The 17,952-nt window shown below is 67.0% G+C and carries 13 protein-coding genes; 9 read left to right on the top strand and 4 right to left on the bottom strand.

From position 1 onward, the window contains the following. The 3 genes from H7F35_RS00670 to H7F35_RS00660 all read left to right on the top strand — a co-directional run bounded on the left by H7F35_RS00670 (position 1) and on the right by H7F35_RS00660 (position 8,525). Entirely contained in the window at positions 1 to 3,120 is a 3,120-nt protein-coding gene (locus tag H7F35_RS00670; protein ID WP_187111081.1) for an efflux RND transporter permease subunit, read from the top strand. A gap of 625 nt (positions 3,121 to 3,745) precedes the next feature. Then, positions 3,746 to 7,030 carry an efflux RND transporter permease subunit gene (locus H7F35_RS00665; RefSeq protein ID WP_187111080.1) on the top strand — a complete coding sequence of 1,095 codons (3,285 nt, stop codon included), beginning with the start codon at positions 3,746 to 3,748 and terminating at the stop codon, positions 7,028 to 7,030. Positions 7,031 to 7,040: 10 nt separating this feature from the next. Further along, a complete protein-coding gene (locus H7F35_RS00660) occupies positions 7,041 to 8,525 on the top strand; it encodes an efflux transporter outer membrane subunit (protein WP_187111079.1) in 1,485 nt (494 codons plus the stop codon). Between the two features lie 91 nt (positions 8,526 to 8,616). On the opposite strand, the gene H7F35_RS00655 is transcribed toward H7F35_RS00660, so the two are convergent. Further along, positions 8,617 to 8,982, bottom strand: coding sequence for an SPW repeat protein (locus tag H7F35_RS00655; protein ID WP_187111078.1), 366 nt, complete (start codon positions 8,980 to 8,982; stop codon positions 8,617 to 8,619). 296 nt (positions 8,983 to 9,278) lie between these two features. Between H7F35_RS00655 and H7F35_RS00650 the strand changes: the two genes are divergently transcribed. Beyond that, positions 9,279 to 10,007 carry a GntR family transcriptional regulator gene (locus H7F35_RS00650; RefSeq protein ID WP_187111077.1) on the top strand — a complete coding sequence of 243 codons (729 nt, stop codon included), beginning with the start codon at positions 9,279 to 9,281 and terminating at the stop codon, positions 10,005 to 10,007. Between the two features lie 133 nt (positions 10,008 to 10,140). On the opposite strand, the gene H7F35_RS00645 is transcribed toward H7F35_RS00650, so the two are convergent. Next, the gene (locus H7F35_RS00645; RefSeq protein ID WP_187111076.1) at positions 10,141 to 11,007 is read right to left on the bottom strand and encodes a MurR/RpiR family transcriptional regulator; all 867 of its coding nucleotides are present in this window, start codon (positions 11,005 to 11,007) and stop codon (positions 10,141 to 10,143) included. 137 nt (positions 11,008 to 11,144) lie between these two features. Here H7F35_RS00645 and H7F35_RS00640 point away from each other — a divergent pair, with 137 nt between their 5' ends. The 3 genes from H7F35_RS00640 to H7F35_RS00630 are packed head-to-tail and all read left to right on the top strand — an operon-like array spanning position 11,145 to position 14,127. Further along, the gene (locus tag H7F35_RS00640) at positions 11,145 to 12,479 is read left to right on the top strand and encodes an aspartate aminotransferase family protein (RefSeq protein WP_187111075.1); all 1,335 of its coding nucleotides are present in this window, start codon (positions 11,145 to 11,147) and stop codon (positions 12,477 to 12,479) included. A 58-nt stretch (positions 12,480 to 12,537) separates the two neighbouring features. After that, positions 12,538 to 13,452 carry a transporter substrate-binding domain-containing protein gene (locus H7F35_RS00635; RefSeq protein ID WP_187111074.1) on the top strand — a complete coding sequence of 305 codons (915 nt, stop codon included), beginning with the start codon at positions 12,538 to 12,540 and terminating at the stop codon, positions 13,450 to 13,452. Positions 13,453 to 13,464: 12 nt separating this feature from the next. After that, positions 13,465 to 14,127 carry an aspartate/glutamate racemase family protein gene (locus H7F35_RS00630; RefSeq protein WP_187111073.1) on the top strand — a complete coding sequence of 221 codons (663 nt, stop codon included), beginning with the start codon at positions 13,465 to 13,467 and terminating at the stop codon, positions 14,125 to 14,127. On the opposite strand, the gene H7F35_RS00625 is transcribed toward H7F35_RS00630, so the two are convergent. Then, positions 14,113 to 15,003: a hypothetical protein gene (locus H7F35_RS00625; RefSeq protein WP_187111072.1), complete on the bottom strand. Its 891-nt coding sequence runs from the start codon at positions 15,001 to 15,003 to the stop codon at positions 14,113 to 14,115. The genes H7F35_RS00630 and H7F35_RS00625 overlap by 15 nt on opposite strands. Positions 15,004 to 15,180: 177 nt before the next feature. Here H7F35_RS00625 and H7F35_RS00620 point away from each other — a divergent pair, with 177 nt between their 5' ends. After that, a complete protein-coding gene (locus tag H7F35_RS00620; protein WP_187111071.1) occupies positions 15,181 to 16,005 on the top strand; it encodes an undecaprenyl-diphosphate phosphatase in 825 nt (274 codons plus the stop codon). 16 nt (positions 16,006 to 16,021) lie between these two features. Here the strand turns inward: H7F35_RS00620 and H7F35_RS00615 are convergent, their stop codons facing one another. Beyond that, positions 16,022 to 16,843, bottom strand: coding sequence for an IclR family transcriptional regulator (locus H7F35_RS00615; protein ID WP_187111070.1), 822 nt, complete (start codon positions 16,841 to 16,843; stop codon positions 16,022 to 16,024). A gap of 130 nt (positions 16,844 to 16,973) precedes the next feature. Here H7F35_RS00615 and H7F35_RS00610 point away from each other — a divergent pair, with 130 nt between their 5' ends. Beyond that, positions 16,974 to 17,942 carry a Bug family tripartite tricarboxylate transporter substrate binding protein gene (locus H7F35_RS00610; RefSeq protein WP_187111069.1) on the top strand — a complete coding sequence of 323 codons (969 nt, stop codon included), beginning with the start codon at positions 16,974 to 16,976 and terminating at the stop codon, positions 17,940 to 17,942. Positions 17,943 to 17,952 lie beyond the last annotated feature (10 nt).

Here is a 17,952-nt window from a genome sequence, read left to right as displayed (position 1 = left end):
ATGAGCCCCTCACGTCCGTTCATTCTTCGACCGGTGGCGACCTCGCTGCTGATGGTCGCCATCGTGCTGGCCGGTCTGGTGGCGTTCCGCTTCCTGCCGCTGTCGGCATTGCCGCAGGTCGACTACCCGACCATCCAGGTGCAGACCCTCTACCCCGGGGGCAGCCCCGAGGTGATGAGCAACACCGTCACCGCGCCGCTGGAGCGCCAGTTCGGCCAGATGTCGGGCCTGGACCGCATGAGCTCGACCAGCGCGGCGGGCGTGTCGATCATCACGCTGCAGTTCTCGCTGGGCCAGACGCTGGACGTGGCCGAGCAGGAAGTGCAGGCCGCCATCAACGCCGGCGGCTCGCTGCTGCCGGCCGACCTGCCGGCGCCGCCGGTGTACGCCAAGGTCAACCCGGCCGACGCGCCGGTGCTCACGCTGGCCATCACCTCCGACACGCTGCCGCTCACCGAGGTGCAGAACCTCGTCAACACGCGGCTTGCGCAGAAGATCAGCCAGGTCTCGGGCGTGGGGCTGGTGTCGCTCAGCGGCGGGCAACGCCCGGCCGTTCGCATCCAGGCCAACACGCAGGCGCTGGCCGCCAACGGCATCGGCCTTGACACGCTGCGCACCGCCATCAGCGCAGCCAACTCCAACGGCGCCAAGGGCAACTTCGATGGCCCCAAGCGGGCCTACACGATCAACTCGAACGACCAGCTGGTCACGGTCGACGACTACAAGAACCTGATCGTCTCGTACAAGAACGGCGCGCCGATCCGCATGGTCGACGTGGCGCAGGTGGTCAACAGCGCCGAGAACACGCAGCTCAGCGCCTGGTCGGGCAGCAAGGCCAGCGGAAGCAGCCAGCTCACGCCGGCCATCGTGCTGAACGTGCAGCGCCAGCCCGGCGCCAACGTGATCGCCACCGTCAATGCCATCAAGGCCCAACTGCCCGAGCTGCAGGCGGGGTTGCCCAGCGGCCTGAAGATCGAGGTGCTGAGCGACCGCACCGCGGGCATTCGCGCCTCGGTGCAGCACGTCGAGATGGAACTGGTGCTGGCCGTGGTGCTGGTGGTGCTGGTGATCTTCGCCTTCCTCGGCAGCCTGCGCGCGACCGTCATTGCCAGCATCGCGGTGCCCATCTCGCTCATCGGCACTTTCGGCCTGATGTACCTGCTGGGCTACAGCCTGAACAACCTGAGCCTGATGGCGCTGACCATCGCCACCGGCTTCGTGGTGGACGACGCGATCGTGATGATCGAGAACATCGCGCGCTACATCGAGAAGGGCGAAAAGCCCATGCAGGCCGCCTTCAAGGGCGCGACGCAGATCGGCTTCACCATCATCTCGCTGACGGTGTCGCTGATCGCGGTGCTGATTCCGTTGCTCTTCATGGGCGACGTGGTGGGCCGCCTGTTCCGCGAGTTCGCGGTGACGCTGGCCATCACCATCCTGATTTCTGCGGTGGTGTCGCTCACGCTGGTGCCGATGATGTCGGCGCGCTGGCTCAAGCACGAGCCCAAGAAGGAGCCCGGTGGCACCGGCTTCGGTGCGCGCGCCCAGCGCTTCTTCGACGGCGTCATGGTGCGCTACGACCGCTCGCTGCACTGGGTGATCGAGCATCAGCCGCTCACGCTTCTGGTGGCGCTGCTCACCATGGTGCTGACCGTGGTGCTGTACCTCACGATCCCCAAGGGGCTGTTTCCCACGCAGGACACCGGCCAGTTGCAGGCCCGCGTCCAGGCGGCGCAGGACGTGTCTTTCGACCGCATGTCGCAGTTGCAGCAGGCGGCGGCCAAAGCCATCCTCGAAGACCCCGATGTCGAGAACCTCAGTTCGTTCGTCGGCGTGGACGCCGCCAACAACACCATGCTGCACACCGGCAGCATGCTCATCAATCTGAAGTCGGGCCACGGCAACCAGCAGCAGATCATGGACCGGCTGCGCGAGCGCGCGCGCGAGGTGGCGGGCGTCACGCTCTACCTGCAGCCCACGCAGGACCTGACCATCGATGCCGAAACCGGCCCGACCGAGTACCGCGTGTCGCTCGAAGGCGTGGACAGCGCGGCGATCACCTCGTGGATGAAGAAGCTCGTGGCGAAGCTGCAGGACTCGGACAAGGTGCGCAACGTGAGCAGCGACGCCGGCGCGCAGGGGCTGGCCGCTTTTGTGAACGTGAACCGCGACACCGCGGCGCGCCTGTCGATCACCGCGAGCACGGTGGACGACGCGCTCTACAGCGCCTTCGGCCAGCGCATCGTCTCGACCATCTTCACCGAGACCAACCAGTACCGCGTGATCCTCGAAGCGATGCCTGGCATGGTGAACACGCCGCAAACGCTGGGGCAACTGAGCCTGATCGCGGGCTCCGGCACGGCCACGCCGCTGTCAGCCATTGCCGACATCAGCGAGCAACAGGCGCCGTTGCAGATCACGCACGTGGCGCAGTACCCGGCGAGCACGCTGAACTTCGACACGGCGCCGGGCGTGTCGCTCGGCACGTCGGTCGATGCGATCCGCGCGGCGGCCAAGGAAATCGGGCTGCCCACCAGCGTGACCATGACCTTCCTCGGCGCCTCGGGTGCTTATGAGAAGTCGCTGTCGAACCAGTTGTGGCTGATTCTGGCGGCGGTGGTCTGCGTTTACATCGTGCTGGGCGTGCTCTACGAGAGCTACGTGCATCCGCTCACCATTTTGTCGACGCTGCCTTCGGCGGGCGTCGGTGCGCTGCTGGCGCTGATGGTCACCGGCAATGACCTCGGGGTGATCGGCATCATCGGCATCATCTTGCTGATCGGCATCGTGAAGAAGAACGCGATCATGATGATCGACTTCGCGATCGATGCCGAGCGCAACGAGGGCAAGTCGGCGCGCGAGGCGATCCATCAGGCCGCGCTGCTGCGCTTTCGGCCGATCTTGATGACGACGCTGGCTGCACTGTTCGCTGCCATTCCGCTGATGCTCAGTTTTGGCGAGGGCGCGGAGCTGCGCCGGCCGCTGGGGCTGGCGATCTTTGGCGGGTTGATCGTCAGCCAGTTGCTGACGCTGTTCACTACGCCTGTGATCTATCTGGCTTTTGATCGGCTGGGTGGGGGGAGTACTCGGCGTGCTGTGGTTGAGGAGGAGGCGGTTTGAGCCGTTTTTTCCCTTGCTCGATGTTTGTTTTCCGGGGCCGGGTGTCGCCCCGGCGGGCGACTTACTTTCTTTTGCTTCGCCAAAAGAAAGTAAGCAAAGAAAAGGCGACCCTGCTGTCTGCGACCCTTCGCTGCGCTACGGGCGACCTGCGGTGCACGACGCCGGTGGGGGTCCGCAGAACTCGCTTCGCTCAGACAGCTGCGGCCCTGATCCCACCGGCGCCGAGCACCGCAGGCGCAGCCAGAAGGTGTTTGGAAACCACACGGGCCTTCACTGCGCTCGGCCCGGGGGCAATACCAACAGCCAATTCAAATACGAGCCGCAGACGCGTAGCGTCTGTGGCAATTGGGCGGCCGAGCGAAGCGACGGCCCGAGTTGTCTCCAACCCCCTCTGGCTGCGCCGAGGAGCGGAGCGTTTCGCGGATCGGGGCCGCAGCTGTCTGAGCGAAGCGAGTTCTGCGGACCCCGCGAAACGCGAGCACCGCAGGTTGCCCCGTAGCGAAGCGCAGGGGTCGCAGACGGTGGGGTCGCCTTTCTTTTGCCTACGTTTCTTTGGCGAAGCAAAGAAAAGTAGGTCGCCCGCCGGGGCGAGACCCGGCCTCGGGAAGCAAAAGGAAGCACAGAGATGAATCTCTCGCTCCCTTTCGTCAAACGCCCCATAGGCACAGTCCTCCTGACCATCGGCGTAGCACTGGCCGGCATAGCAGCCTTCTTCGTCCTCCCAGTCTCCCCGCTCCCCCAGGTCGACTACCCAGTCATCTCCGTCAGCGCTGCCATCCCCGGCGCCAGCCCCGAGACCATGGCCACCAGCGTGGCCACCCCGCTGGAGCGCCACCTGGGCACCATCGCCGGCGTCAACGAAATGACCTCGACGAGTTCCGTCGGCACCGCGCGCGTCACGCTGCAGTTCGACCTGAGCCGCAACATCGACGGCGCCGCGCGCGAAGTGCAGGCGGCCATCAACGCCAGCCGGGTCGATCTGCCGGCCACGCTGCGCAGCAATCCGACCTACCGCAAGGCGAACCCGGCGGCGTCGCCGGTCATCATCCTGGCGCTCACGTCCAAGACCAAGACGCCGGGCCAGATCTACGACGCGGTGTCGAACATCGTGAGCCAGCGGCTGTCGCAGGTGGACGGCGTGGGCGACGTGGAAATCGGCGGCGGCTCGCTGCCCGCCGTGCGCGTCGAGCTGCTGCCGTTCGCGCTCAGCCGCTACGGCATCAGCACCGACGACGTGCGCGCCGCGATCCAGGCCTCCAACGCCAACCGGCCCAAGGGCACGGTGCAGGGCGACGGCCGCAAGCTGCAGATCTACACGCAGACGCCAGCCCTGCGCGCCAGCGACTACGCCTCGATGGTGGTGGCCTGGCGCAACGGCGCGGCGGTGCGGCTGCAGGACGTGGCCGAGGTGATCGACGGGGTGGAAGACACGCGCACGCTCGGCCTGTTCAACGGCGAGCCCGCGATCATCGTGCTGATCACGCGGCAGCCCTCGGCCAACATCATCGAGACGGTGGACAGCGTGCGCGCGCTGCTGCCCGAACTGCAGGCGCAACTGCCGCCCGACGTGACGCTGCAGGTCGCGTCGGACAGCACCAACTCGATCCGCGGCTCGCTGCGCGAGGTCGAGCTGACGCTGGTCATCTCGGTGCTGCTGGTGGTGCTGGTGGTCAGCCTGTTCCTGCGCAGCGTGCGCGCGACCATCGTGCCGGCGGTAGCCACGGTGGCGGCACTGCTGGGCACCTTCGGCGTGATGTACATGCTGGGCTTCAGCCTCAACAACCTGAGCCTGATGGCGCTCACCGTAGCGACCGGCTTCGTGGTGGACGACGCCATCGTGGTGCTGGAAAACACCAGCCGCCACATCGAATCGGGCATGTCGCGCATGAAGGCGGCGCTGCTGGGCGCGAAGGAAGTCGGTTTCACCGTGCTGTCGATCAGCGTGTCGCTGGTGGCGGTGTTCATTCCGCTGCTGTTCATGGGCGGACAGGTGGGCCGGCTGTTCCGCGAGTTCGCGATCACGCTGTCGGCCGCCGTGATGATCTCGCTCGTGATCTCGCTGACCACCACGCCCATGATGTGCGCTTGGCTGCTCAAGCCCGGCGGCGAGCATGACAAGAACAAGCCGCAGGGCCGCTTCGGCCGCGCGGCGGCACGCAGCTACGACTGGGTGCTCAAGCGCTACGAGACCAGCCTCGACTGGGCGCTCGACAACAAGGGCTTGGTCATGCTGATCCTGGTGGCGGTGGTGGGGCTGAACGTCTACCTGTTCAGCGCCGCGCCCAAGGGCTTCTTTCCGCAGCAGGACAGCGGCCAGCTCAATGGCGGCCTGCGCGCCGACCAGAGCATTTCGTCCAAGGCCATGGCCGCGAAGCTGCGCGAGGTGGTCGACATCATCCGCGCCGACGAAGCGGTCGACACCGTGGTGGGCTTCACCGGCGGCAGCCGCGCGGGCGGCGGCTTCATGTTCGTCAACCTGAAGCCGGCCAGCCAGCGCAAGGACAGCGGCCTTGCCGTGATCGCACGGCTGCGGCCCAAGCTCAACGAGGTGGCCGGCTTGCGCGTGTTCCTGGGGACGGTGCAGGACGTTCGATCGGGCGGCCGTTCCAGCAACTCCACCTACCAGTACACGCTCAAGAGCGACAGCCTGGCCGACCTGCGTATCTGGGCCGCCAAGCTGGCCGACGAGATGAAGCTGCAGCCGCTGCTGGCCGACATCGACACCGACCAGAGCGAGAACGGCGTCGAGATGATGGCGAAGGTCGACCCCGACAGCGCGAGCCGGCTCGGCCTGACCTCGACGGCCATCGACAACGCGCTCTACAACGCCTTCGGCCAGCGCCAGGTGGCGACCATCTACACCGAACTCAACCAGTACCACGTGGTGATGGAATGGGCGCCGCGCTACACGCTCAGCCCCAATGCGCTGAGCGACGTGTACGTGCCCGCGACCAAGACGGTGTTCGTTGCCGGGCAGGCCGTGACCACCCAGATCGCAGCCGCCACCACGACCGCCAACTCCGCGACCTCCGGCAGCAAGACGGCGGCGGGCACGTCCGCCGCCGCGAGCACCGCGGTGCCCGTTTCGGCCAACCCCGGATTGCGCAACGCCTCCTCGGGCAATGTGCTGAGCAACACGGCCACCAGCCTGGTGCCGCTGTCGGCCGTGGCGAAGTTCTTCGAGAACTCGGTCGCCACGTCCGTCAGCCATGAAGACGGCGAACTGGCAACGACGGTCTCGTTCAACCTCGTGGAAGGCGCGAACCTGGGCGACGCGCGCGAAGCCATCGCCAAGGCCGAGGCCAACATCGGCATGCCCACCAACGTGCGCGGTTCGTTCTCGGGCACGGCGGCGAGCGCGCAGCAGTCGCAGAGCCAGCAGGCCATCCTGATCCTGGCCGCGCTGGTCGTGATCTACATCGTGCTGGGCATCCTCTACGAAAGTCTCGTGCACCCGATCACCGTGCTGTCGACGCTGCCGTCAGCCGGCGTGGGTGCGGTGCTGGCGCTGCTGATGTTCCGCATGGAGTTCTCCATCATTGCGCTCATCGGCGTGTTCCTGCTGATCGGCATCGTGAAGAAGAACGCCATCCTGATCATCGACTTCGCGCTGGAGGCCGAACGCTCGCGCGGCCTCACGCCGCTGGAAGCCGTGCGCGAGGCCTGCCTGCTGCGCTTCCGGCCGATCCTGATGACCACGCTGGCGGCTGCGCTGGGCGCGCTGCCGCTGGCCATCGGCTTCGGGGAGGGCGCCGAGCTGCGCCGGCCATTGGGCGTGGCCATCATCGGCGGGCTCATCGCCAGTCAGTTGCTGACGTTGCTGACCACGCCGGTGGTCTACCTGCTGCTCGACAAATTGCGCCGCCGCGGCGCCCACGAAAACGAACTGGGCCGTGCCACGAATGCCTGAGAACACCGCCATGAACGCACTGCTTTCCCCCTCCCGTTCGAGCCCGGGCCGCCTCGCGCTTTCGGCGCTCGCTCTGGCCGCCTTGCTCGCCGGCTGCACCGTCGGGCCGCGCTACCAACTGCCCGCCAGTGCGTCGCCCACCTACTGGAAGGAACAGAAGGCCGCCGAAGGCTGGCTGCCCGCCGCGCCGGCCGACGCGCTGGACCGTGGCGAATGGTGGAAGCTGTTCGGTGACCCCACGCTCGACGAGCTTGCCGCGCGCGTGCAGGTGTCGAACCAGAACATCGCGGCGGCGGTCGCGAACTACGCCAACGCCCAGGCGCTGGTGCGGGGTCAGCGCGCAGCGCTGTTCCCGTCGGTGGCGCTCAGCGGCTCCGGCAAGCGCACAGGCGGCGACGACACCAGCCCGACCAACGCTTTCTCGGCTTCGCTCGGCGCCACCTGGGCGCCCGATGTGTGGGGCCGGTTGCGGGAGTCGGTGAACAGCGCATCGGCCAATGCGCAGGCCTCCGAAGCAGACCTGGCATCGGCGCGGCTGTCGGCCATCGGCGAGCTGGCGACCAACTATCTTTCGCTGCGAGAAGCCGATGTAGAGATCGGGCTGCTCGACGAGACGATCAAGGGCTACGAACGCGCCTTCGAGATCACGCGCAACCGCTACAACGCCGCCATTGCCGCGCAGACCGACGTGCTTCAGGCCCAGACCCAACTGGCCAACGCGCGCGCCACCCGCCTGACGCTGGTGCGTACCCGGGCCACGCTGGAGCATGCGATTGCCGTGCTGGTGGGCGCGGCGCCGGCCGACTTCAACCTGGCGGCCGCGCCCTGGACGCAGACGGTGCCCGGCATCCCGACCGGCGTGCCCACGACGCTGTTGCAGCGCCGGCCCGACATCGCGGCGGCAGAGCGCTCGGTGGCCGCCGCCAATTCGCAGATCGGCATTGCGCGCTCGGCCTACTTCCCGAGCTTCAACCTCAGCGCGTCGGTCGGCAGCAGTGCCAGCCGGGTGGGCAGTCTTTTCAGTGCCTCCAACACGCTCTGGTCGCTCGGCCTGTCGGCGGCGCAGGTGGTCTTCGATGCCGGCGCCATCGGTGCCAGCGTCGATGCCGCCAAGGCCAGCTACGACGCCAGCGTGGCGCGCTACCGCCAGACGGTGCTGGCTGCCTTCCAGGGTGTGGAAGACCAGCTCACCACGGGCGCCACGCTCGCCCAGCAGGAGGGCATGTACCGCGAAGCCTCCGGGGCGGCCGACAAGACCGAGCAGCAACTGCTCAACCGCTACCGCGAGGCCCAGGTGGCCTACACCGATGTGGTGACGGCCCAGGTGGCGGCGCTGAGCGCGCGGCGCACGCTGGTGCAGGTGCAACTGAACCGCCAGACGGCCGCCGTCGCGCTGATTCAGGCGTTGGGTGGCGGCTGGCAGGCCGAGTGGATGGGCGGCGAGGCGCAGGCGACGACGCAGCAACAGCCGTCCGTCTCCGAGCCCAAGCCCTGAGAAATTGAAAAGGGGACGGACGATGTTTGCGCCCGTTCCCCGGAGCCCGGCCGCCGGCTGCGCGCAGGGCCCTCTTTCATGGCGCGCCGGCTCAGTGCGCCGGGCGGTCGATGACGTGACCGAGGTAGTCCTTGTCGGTCACCAGCACCCAGAGCGCGAGCACCAGGATCACCGCGGCCACGAGCACCGCGTTGACCAGCGCTGCTTCCGTCGAGCGGAAGCCAAGCACCCAGGGCGAAACCGCGAGCCAGGCGGCGAGCGCGACCTCGGTCCACTCTTCCCATTGGCGCGGCACGAAGGTCGCGCCCAGCGCCACGGCGCCGAGCAGGATGCCGGTCGCCACCATCGTCCACATCGCGGGCGTCAGGTCCTGAAAGCCCAGGACCCAGGGCGAGACGACGAGCCATACGCCAGCCACGGCGTTGACGGGGTCTTGCCAGTGCTTCACTTGCTTCATGGTCATTACTCCTGTCGCGACAAGGCGCCGCGACAGCCGTTGGACTTGCGCCTGACCCTCAGGGTTCCGGAGGACCCGCCCCCCCGGATTGACTGCGCGTGCACCGCCTTGGGGCGCTCCGTGTAAGCGAACTACAGTGTTTTAACTTACACGTGTTAGTAAATGTTAAGAAATTCTCCGTAATACTCGAAAAAGTCCGAAAACTCTTTTTTACGGAAATCGGGGATATGACGCACCGATCCTGAGCCGTAACATCCGCGCGGCCTGATTCCGGCCGCCCCCGTTTCCGACCTTCGATGAACCCCCCAGATCCTTCCCGGACGCGCGCGTTGTCCGTGGCCGACATGCTGCGCGCCCGCATCTTCGACGGCGTCATTGCGCCTGGCGCCCACCTGATGGAGATCACGCTGGCCAACGAGTTCGGCGTGTCGCGCACGCCTGTGCGTGGTGCGATGGCGCGGCTGGCCGACGAGGGGCTGCTGGTCTATCACCCGCAACGGGGTTTTCAGGTTCGCCGGTTCGACGCCAAGGACGTGTTCGACGCCTTTAGCCTGCGCGCCACGCTGGAAGGCATGGGCTGCCGCCTGATCGGCGAGCGCGGCCTGGATGACCGTGCGCAGGAGCGGCTGGCCGAAATGCTGCAAGAGCAGCACGCGCTGCTGCACGGCGAGGAGTGGACCGATGCCCACGCCATGCTCTGGCACGACCTGAACCTCGATTTCCACCGCAAGCTGCTGGCGCTGGCGGACAACCGCTGGCTGACCGAGGCGGTGGTCCGGGCCTGCCAGTTGCCGATCATCTTCGACAGCAACCTGCGGCCGCACAACCGCGACGCCGCGATGCTGCTCTACCGGCGCGAACAGGCCCAGAACGCGCTGGAGGAGCACCGGCGCATCGTCGAGGCGCTGGGCCAGCGCGAGGCAGACCTTGCCGAAGGCACCATGCGCTCGCACATCACCGCCAATCGCGACCTGCTGGTCAGCAATCTGCGCCAGAAGGCCGGCCACACCCGCGCGCTCGCCTGACAAGGTGTGAAGAAACCTGCTGCGCGACCCGATCTCGCATCTGCGGTTCTCACCGTACAGAGTACGGCTCCGGTCCTCGATGCAAGCTCGGCACGCTCGCTACGGTTTTTTCACGCCTTGTGAGCCGCCTGGCTCAGCCGCCGCGCGCCACCGGCGCCATCAGGTAGGCACCCGACTCGAACAACTGCGCCTCGGCCTGGTCGATGCGCCGGATCACCGGCTTGCCCGCGCGGCTCGCGAGCAGTTCGACCAGCGCTTCCGTCACCGCCACGCCGGCGGCGATCGACGGAAAGAACGACGGGCTGTGGATCGTGAAGAGCAGGGTCTCGTCCGCCAGCAGCGACAGCGGCGACGTCACGCTGTCGGTGATGGCGACGATGCGGCAGCCCACCGCCTTGGCGGCCTGCGCCACCTGCAGCGCCTCGCGCGAGTAGGGCGCGAAGCTCGCCACCACCAGCGCATCGCCCTTGGCAAAGGCGCGCTGCTGCATCTCGAGCGAGCCGCCCTGGCCATCGACCAGGTGCACGCTGGTGCGAAAGAGCCGATACACGTAGACGAATGAAAAGGCGATCGGAAAGCAGGCCCTGAAACCCGCGGCGTGCACAGCCGGCGCTTTTTCGATCAGCGCGCAGGCCTTCTGCAACGCCTGCTCGCTCTGCCGGTGCGTGGCTTCGAGGTTGCGACGCTGCACCTCGAACATTTCGCCCGCGAGGGTCTGGTCCTTGGCACGGCCGACCAGTTGCTTGGCGCGCACGCCATAAGTCTCGGAACCCAGGCCCATGTCCGCCGCGAAAGACTCCTTCAACTGCGGCCAGCCCTCGAACCCCAGGTGCTGCGCAAAGCGCACGAGCGTGGCGGGCGTGCTCTGCGCCCGCGTGCCGACGTTGCGCATCGAGCCGGTGACCACCTCGTTCGGATGGTCGAGCACGTAGCGCGCCACCTGCTGCAGCGCGGGGCTCAGTTCGTTGAAACGCTGGCGGATCTGGTCTCTGGCGCCCATGGCGGTGTCTCTTTTCTGGCTGTCGTTGGAACGAATGTACCGGAGTGGTCGGCACGGAACAGTTGACGGAACAAATGTTCCAAACAATAATTCGATGGAAACGTTGGTTCCAAGATCTGTTCCGGGATTTCTCCGCCATGACGCATGTTTTTCACCGCCACCTTCGCCAGACCCCGCCCGTTGCCGCCGGCTCCCACGGCATGCTCATCCGCGATGCCGAGGGCCGCGAATACCTCGACGCTTCAGGTGGCGCCGCCGTGTCGTCGCTCGGCCATGCGCACCCCGAGGTGCTGGCTGCCATGCACGCCCAGCTCGACCGGCTGGCCTACGCGCACACCAGCTTCTTCACCAGCGAGGTGGCCGAGCAACTGGCCGACGAACTGATCGGTTCTGCGCCCGAGGGCATGAGCCACGTGTACCTGGTGAGCGGCGGCTCCGAGGCGGTGGAGGCCGCGCTGAAGATGGCGCGCCAGTACTTCGTCGAGATCGGCCAGCCGCAGCGCACGCACTTCATCGCGCGGCGGCAGAGCTACCACGGCAACACGCTGGGCGCGCTGGCGGTGGGCGGCAACGCCTGGCGGCGCGAGCCCTTCGCGCCGATCCTCGTGCCGGCCACGCATGTGTCGCCGTGCTATCCGTACCGCGAGCAGCGCACCGACGAAAGCGCCGAGCAATACGGCCTGCGCCTCGCGGCCGAGCTGGAAGCGGCCATCCTCGACCAAGGCGCCGACCGCGTGATCGCCTTCGTGGCCGAGACCGTCGGCGGTGCCACCGCAGGCGTTCTGACACCGGTGCCCGGCTACTTCAAGGCGGTGCGTGCGGTGTGCGACAGGCACGGCGTGCTGCTGATCCTCGACGAAGTGATGTGCGGCATGGGCCGCACCGGCACGCTGCACGCCTGCGATCAGGAGGGCGTGGTGCCCGACCTCATCGCCATCGCCAAGGGACTGGGCGGTGGCTATCAGCCGATCGGCGCGGTGCTGGCGCAAGGCCGCATCGTCGAGGCGATGTCCAAGGGCAGCGGCTTCTTCCAGCACGGCCACACCTACCTCGGTCATCCGATGGCCTGCGCTGCGGCGCTCGCGGTGCAACAGGTGATCCGGCGCGACGGCCTCGTCGCCAAGGTGCGCGAAGACGGCATTGCCTTCGGCGCGATGCTGGCCGAAACGTTGGACGCACATCCGCATGTCGGCGACATCCGAGGCCGAGGCTTCTTCTGGGGCATCGAACTGGTGGCCGACCGCGCGGACAAGACGCCTTTCGATCCCGCCCTGAAGCTCCACGCGACGGTCAAGAAAGACGCCATGTCGCGCGGCCTGCTGTGCTACCCATTCGGCGGCACGGTCGACGGCCGCCAGGGCGACCACGTGCTGCTGGCGCCGCCCTTCATTGCCACGCGGCAGGACCTGCAGGAGATCGTCGCGCGCCTGGCGGCCTCCATCGACGCGGTCACGCGTGCCGCTGCGCGCTGAGCGCCGCCCGATCTCTGTAGCCCCTTTTTCTTCAACCGCCGTTCCCAGGAGCGCTTCCATGCCCAAGCTTCGTCTCCCGATTCCCTTTGGTGCTGCCGCTCTCGCGGTGGCCTTCGCCCTTTTGTTGCCGCACACGGCTGCGCAGGCCCAGGACAACGACACGCTCGCCAAGATCAAGGCCAGCGGCAGCGTCACCTTCGGCTACCGCGAGTCGTCGTTCGGCTTCTCGTACCTCGACGGCAACCTGAAGCCGGTGGGCTACAGCATCGAGATCTGCAACCGCATCGTCGAGGCGGCAAAGGCCGAACTGAAGATGCCGGCCATCGAGATCAAGTACCAGGCTGTGACTTCGGCCAACCGCATGCCGCTGGTGCAGAACGGCACGGTCGACATCGAGTGCGGCTCCACCACCAACCTGGTCGAGCGACAAAAGCAGGTGGCGTTCTCGCCCGACATCTTTCGCTACAACGTGCGCATGCTGGTCAAGGCCGATTCGGGCATCAAGAGCATTGCCGACCTGCAGGGCAAGACGGTGGCCACCACCAGCGGCACAACCTCGTTCCGCCTGCTGCGCGAGGCCGACCGCGGCCGCAGCCTTGAAGTGAACAACCTCGCCGGCAAGGACCACAGCGATTCGTTCCTGCTGGTCGAAAGCGGGCGCGCGCAGGCCTTCGTGCTCGACGACATCCTGCTGGCGGGGCAGATCGCCAATGCGCGCAACCCGAAGGACTTTGTCATCACCGGCGAGAGCCTGCGCACCGAGAACCAGTCGCTGATGTTCCGCAAGGACGATCCGGCCTTCAAGGCGCTGGTCGACCGGGTGGTGTCGGGCATGATGAAGTCGGGCGAGATGGAAAAGCTCTATGCCAAGTGGTTCACCTCGCCGATTCCGCCCAAGGGCATCAACATCAACTACCCGCTCAATGCCGAAACGAAGGACGCGTTTGCCAACCCGTCGTCCAAGGGCATCTGAGCCGCCGACTTCATGACACGCATCGCCCTGATCCATGCGCTTTCGCATTCCGTCGCGCCCATCAACGAAGCCTTTGCGCGCGACTGGCCACAGGCGCAGCGCATGAACCTGCTCGACGACAGCCTCTCGGCCGACCTCGCACGCAGCGGACGCGGGCTGGACGCGGCGATGCACGCGCGTTTTGCGCGACTCGCGCAGTACGCGGTCGATACCGGTGCGCAGGGCATCCTCTTCACCTGCTCGGCTTTCGGGCCGTGCATCGAGGCCGTGGCGCGGCAGCATGCGGGCATTCCGGTGCTCAAGCCCAACGAGGCGATGGTCGAGGAAGCAACGCAAGGGCAGGGCGGCAGGCTCGGGCTGATCGCCACCTTCGCGCCCACGCTGGCGTCGATGCCGCCCGAGTTTCCGGCCGGCACGGCGCTCGAATTGGCCCTGGCCGAAGGCGCGCTCGATGCCTTGAACGCCGGCGACACGCAGCGGCACGATGCGTTGATTGCGGCGCAGGCCGCAGCGCTGCGCGAGCGCGGCTGCACGCGCATCGCGCTGGCCCAATTCAGCATGGCGCGGGCGCGTGATGCCTGCGCGCAGGCCAGCGGATTGCCGGTGCTGACCACCGTCGACAGCGCCGTGCGCGCGCTGCGCCGGCGCACGACGCAGGGTTCAGCGAGCGCCTGACGGGCTCGGGCTTTCGATGATCGAGAACAGCGCGGTCATTGCGATCTGCGCCGCATCGCTGCGTCCCAGCATGCGTGTGAGGCCGGTCTCGCGGTCGGTGGCTTCCAGGCCCTGCGACAGCCGGCGGTAGATGTCCGACGAAGGCAGCGTGGCCGAGGTGCCGAGCGCGTCGCAGTAGGTGCCGGCAAGGATGCCGGTGAGCTCTTCGCTCTGCGCATTCGACAGCTTCATGTTGTCGCCGCCGAACACGGCCGCGATGCAGTGCAGCAGATAGGCCTGTGTTTCGAGCGAAAACGAATGCTGCCGCACATAGCATTCGACGGCCGCCCAGAACAGCGGCTCGGAGGTGCGGCGCCAGCTTTCAAGCACCTTGCGCGCCTTGGCCACCAGGTCGGCATGCGCATCGCCCGGCTCGCTGGGCCGCAGCGCCAGGCCTTGCAGGGTGAGCGAGGCTTCCGGCCCGGGCGCGCCCAGGATGAAGCTCCAGAACTTCCAGCGGGCGTACCACTTCTTGTCGTGCGCCGGGTCAAGGGGCTCCAGCAGCCAGAAGTCGATGCTCTGGATCGCGTCGGCCCGCTGCTCGGCCACGCTGCCGTCGCCCAGGTCCAGCGCCTGCATGCCTGATTCCATCCGGTCGGCGGCGATGTGGCCCTGCGCGACGATGCCGGCGCTCGTGCCCGAACGGTCGATGTCGAGCAGGCGCTGCATCAGTTGCTGCAGCTCGTGGGCGGAGGCGCCGGTGGCCTCTGCCACCCGCTTCATCGAGGCGCGCTGGTCGGTCTCGATCTCCAGGGCGTTCTTTCGGCGGTCTTCGCCGTGGTCGTCGGCGGTCGACACATGCTCTTCATGCCCATCCCCGGGGGTGAACGTTCGCATTGCAAAACTCCTTCGGACGCAGATGAATGGTCACTTTGAAATATGTGTCAATGCGCCGTGCCCGAACATCACCTGAACTGGGTATCTTGCGGGCCGGATGTGTCGATTCATCGCCCGCACCTGAACATCACCTGACCTGTGCCATCGCGATAATTGCCGCTCTTTCAAGGAGTACGCGTGGACATCGTTTTGCTGGTCAAGGCCGCCATCATGGGCATCGTGGAGGGGCTGACCGAATTTCTTCCGATCTCGTCGACCGGCCATCTGATTCTTGCGGGCTCGCTGCTGGGCTTCGATGACGACAAGGCCAAGGTCTTCGACATCGCCATCCAGACCGGGGCCATCTTTGCAGTGATCCTGGTCTATTGGCAGAAGATCAAGTCGACCGTCGTCGCGTTGCCCCGGCAGCCCAAGGCGCAGCGCCTGGCGCTCAACATCTTCATCGGCTTCCTGCCGGCGGTGGTGCTGGGCCTGCTGTTCGGCAAGGTCATCAAGGCGCACCTGTTCATTCCGACCGTGGTGGCGAGCACCTTCATCATCGGCGGCTTCATCATCCTGTGGGCCGAAAAGCGGCCGCCGGGCTCGGTGCGCGTCGAGCACGTGGACGACATGACGGCGTGGGACGCGCTCAAGGTCGGCCTGGTGCAGTGCTTCGCGATGATTCCGGGCACCAGCCGCAGCGGCTCGACCATCATCGGCGGCATGCTGCTGGGCCTGTCGCGCCAGGCGGCGACCGATTTCTCGTTCTTCCTGGCCATTCCGACGCTGATCGGCGCCGGCGTGTACAGCCTTTACAAAGAGCGCGCGCTGCTGTCGGTGGCCGACATTCCGCTGTTCGCGGTGGGGCTGGTGTTCTCGTTCATCAGCGCCTGGCTGTGCGTGCGCTGGCTGCTGAAGTACATCAGCACGCACAACTTCATTCCGTTCGCCTGGTATCGCATCGCCTTCGGCATCGTGGTGCTGGCCACGGCGTGGAGCGGCGCGGTGGTCTGGGCCGACTGATCCCGCTCTCTCGGTCTCAGGAGCGGGCGCCGAGCATGGCGCTCGTGGCCTGGGCCTCCCGCCGCACGGCCGTGGCGATCGCTCCGTCGATGGCCGGATCGAACCCGCCCGTGGCACCCAGCGCCGTCAGCACGGCGCACACGCGGCCCGCATAGTCGTACACCGGCGCTGCCACGGCGCTGATGCCGCGCAGGTAGGTGTCCTTCACGCTGGCGCAGCGCGCCTTCTGCACATCGCGGCGCAACTGGCCGATCGGGTCGGCGGCGTCGAGCGTGGCGCGCATGTCCGGTGTGGCTGCCGCCAGTTCCTGCTCGGCGAGTGCCAGCACGCGCGATTCGTCGAGCAGCCCCAGGAACGCGCGGCCGGTGGCCGACCACAGCATCGACATCACCGAGCCGGCGCGCACGTTCACTGTGACCGGCAGGCCGGGCTCCTCGAAACGCACGATGGTCGGCCCCTTGTTGCCCATGACCGCGATGAAGCAGGTCACTTCCAGCGATTCGCGCAGGCGGATCAGGCAGGGCTCGGCAGCGCGGATCGGGTCGGCCTGCCGCATGGCCGCCAGCCCGATCTGGATGGCTTCGGTGCCCAGGTAGTAGTGCTGCGAGGCGGCGTCCTGCAGCACCAGGCCTTCTTCCATCAGGCTCGCCAGGTAGCGGTGCACCTTGGCCGGGCTTTCGGACACATGGGTGGAGAGCGCGGTCAGGCTGCTGCGGCCGCCGAGGTGCGCCAGTCCCTTCAGCACGGCCATGCCGGTTTCGGCGGCCTGGACCCGCTGGCGCCGTTCACGGGTTGCGGCCGGTGCGGCTGGAGATTCGGGGGGAGAAGAAGGGGTCATGTCGCCTGCATGTTAGGTGCTCGGATCGGTGGCGCCGGGTCGCCTAGGAGGAAGGGTAAATCCGCGAATCATAATTACGCAATGCGTATGATACTTACGCAATACACAATATCCAATCCGGAGACACCCCATGAAGAAGCACATTGCCAGCGGCCTTGCAGTCCTTTCCCTTGTCGTCGCGGCAAGCGCCAGCGCGCAGACCTATCCGGCCAAACCGATCCGCTGGATCGTTCCCTACGCAGCCGGCGGCGGCTCCGACTTCCTGGCGCGCACGGTCGGCCAGACGCTGGCCATGCAGGTCGCGCAGCCGGTTCTGGTGGACAACAAGCCCGGCGGCAACACCGCCCTGGCCGCCTCGGAAACCGCACGCGCGCCGGCCGACGGCTACACGATCCTGTCGGCCGACAACGGCACGCTGGTCTTCAACCCCGCGCTCTACAAGTCGCTGAGCTACAGCCCCACCAAAGACCTGACGCCCGTCACGCTGATGGGCAAGTTTCCGATGATCCTGGTGGTCGGCACCAACTCCGGCTTTGCCACGGCCAAGGATTTCATCGCCAAGGCGAAGGCCAATCCCGGTGGCATCAACTACGCCTCGCCAGGTGCGGGCAGTCCGCATCACCTGGCGATGGAACTGCTGAAGGTGGAGGCGGGCCTGTTCATGGTCCACGTGCCATACCGCGGCGCGGCGCCGGCACTGGCCGACGTGGTGGGCGGCCAACTGCCGGCCATGATGGTCGACCTGGCCGCCGGCGCCGGCTTCATCAAGGGCAACAAGGTGCGCGCGCTGGCTGTGGCCAACCCCACGCGCCTGCCGCAACTGCCCGACGTGCCGACCTTCGCCGAGCTGGGCTACAAGAACGTCGAGGCCGCCGCGCTGGTCGGCGTGGTGGTGCCCTCGGCCACGCCGCCGGAGGTGGTGAACACGCTCAACCGCCAGATCGTCGCGGCCATCAACGAGCCCGCGGTGCGCACGCGCATGGTCGACTTCGGCGTGGAGCCCGTGGGCAACACGCCCGCGCAGTACGCCGCGCTGCTGAAGAACGAAACCACGCGCTGGCACAAGCTGATTCGCGACCTGAAGATCACGCTCGACTGACCTGACCGCC

The organism is Variovorax sp. PAMC26660 (assembly GCF_014302995.1).
In the GTDB taxonomy this organism is placed as follows: domain Bacteria; phylum Pseudomonadota; class Gammaproteobacteria; order Burkholderiales; family Burkholderiaceae_C; genus Variovorax.
This window is presented reverse-complemented; position numbering and strand designations above follow the sequence as displayed.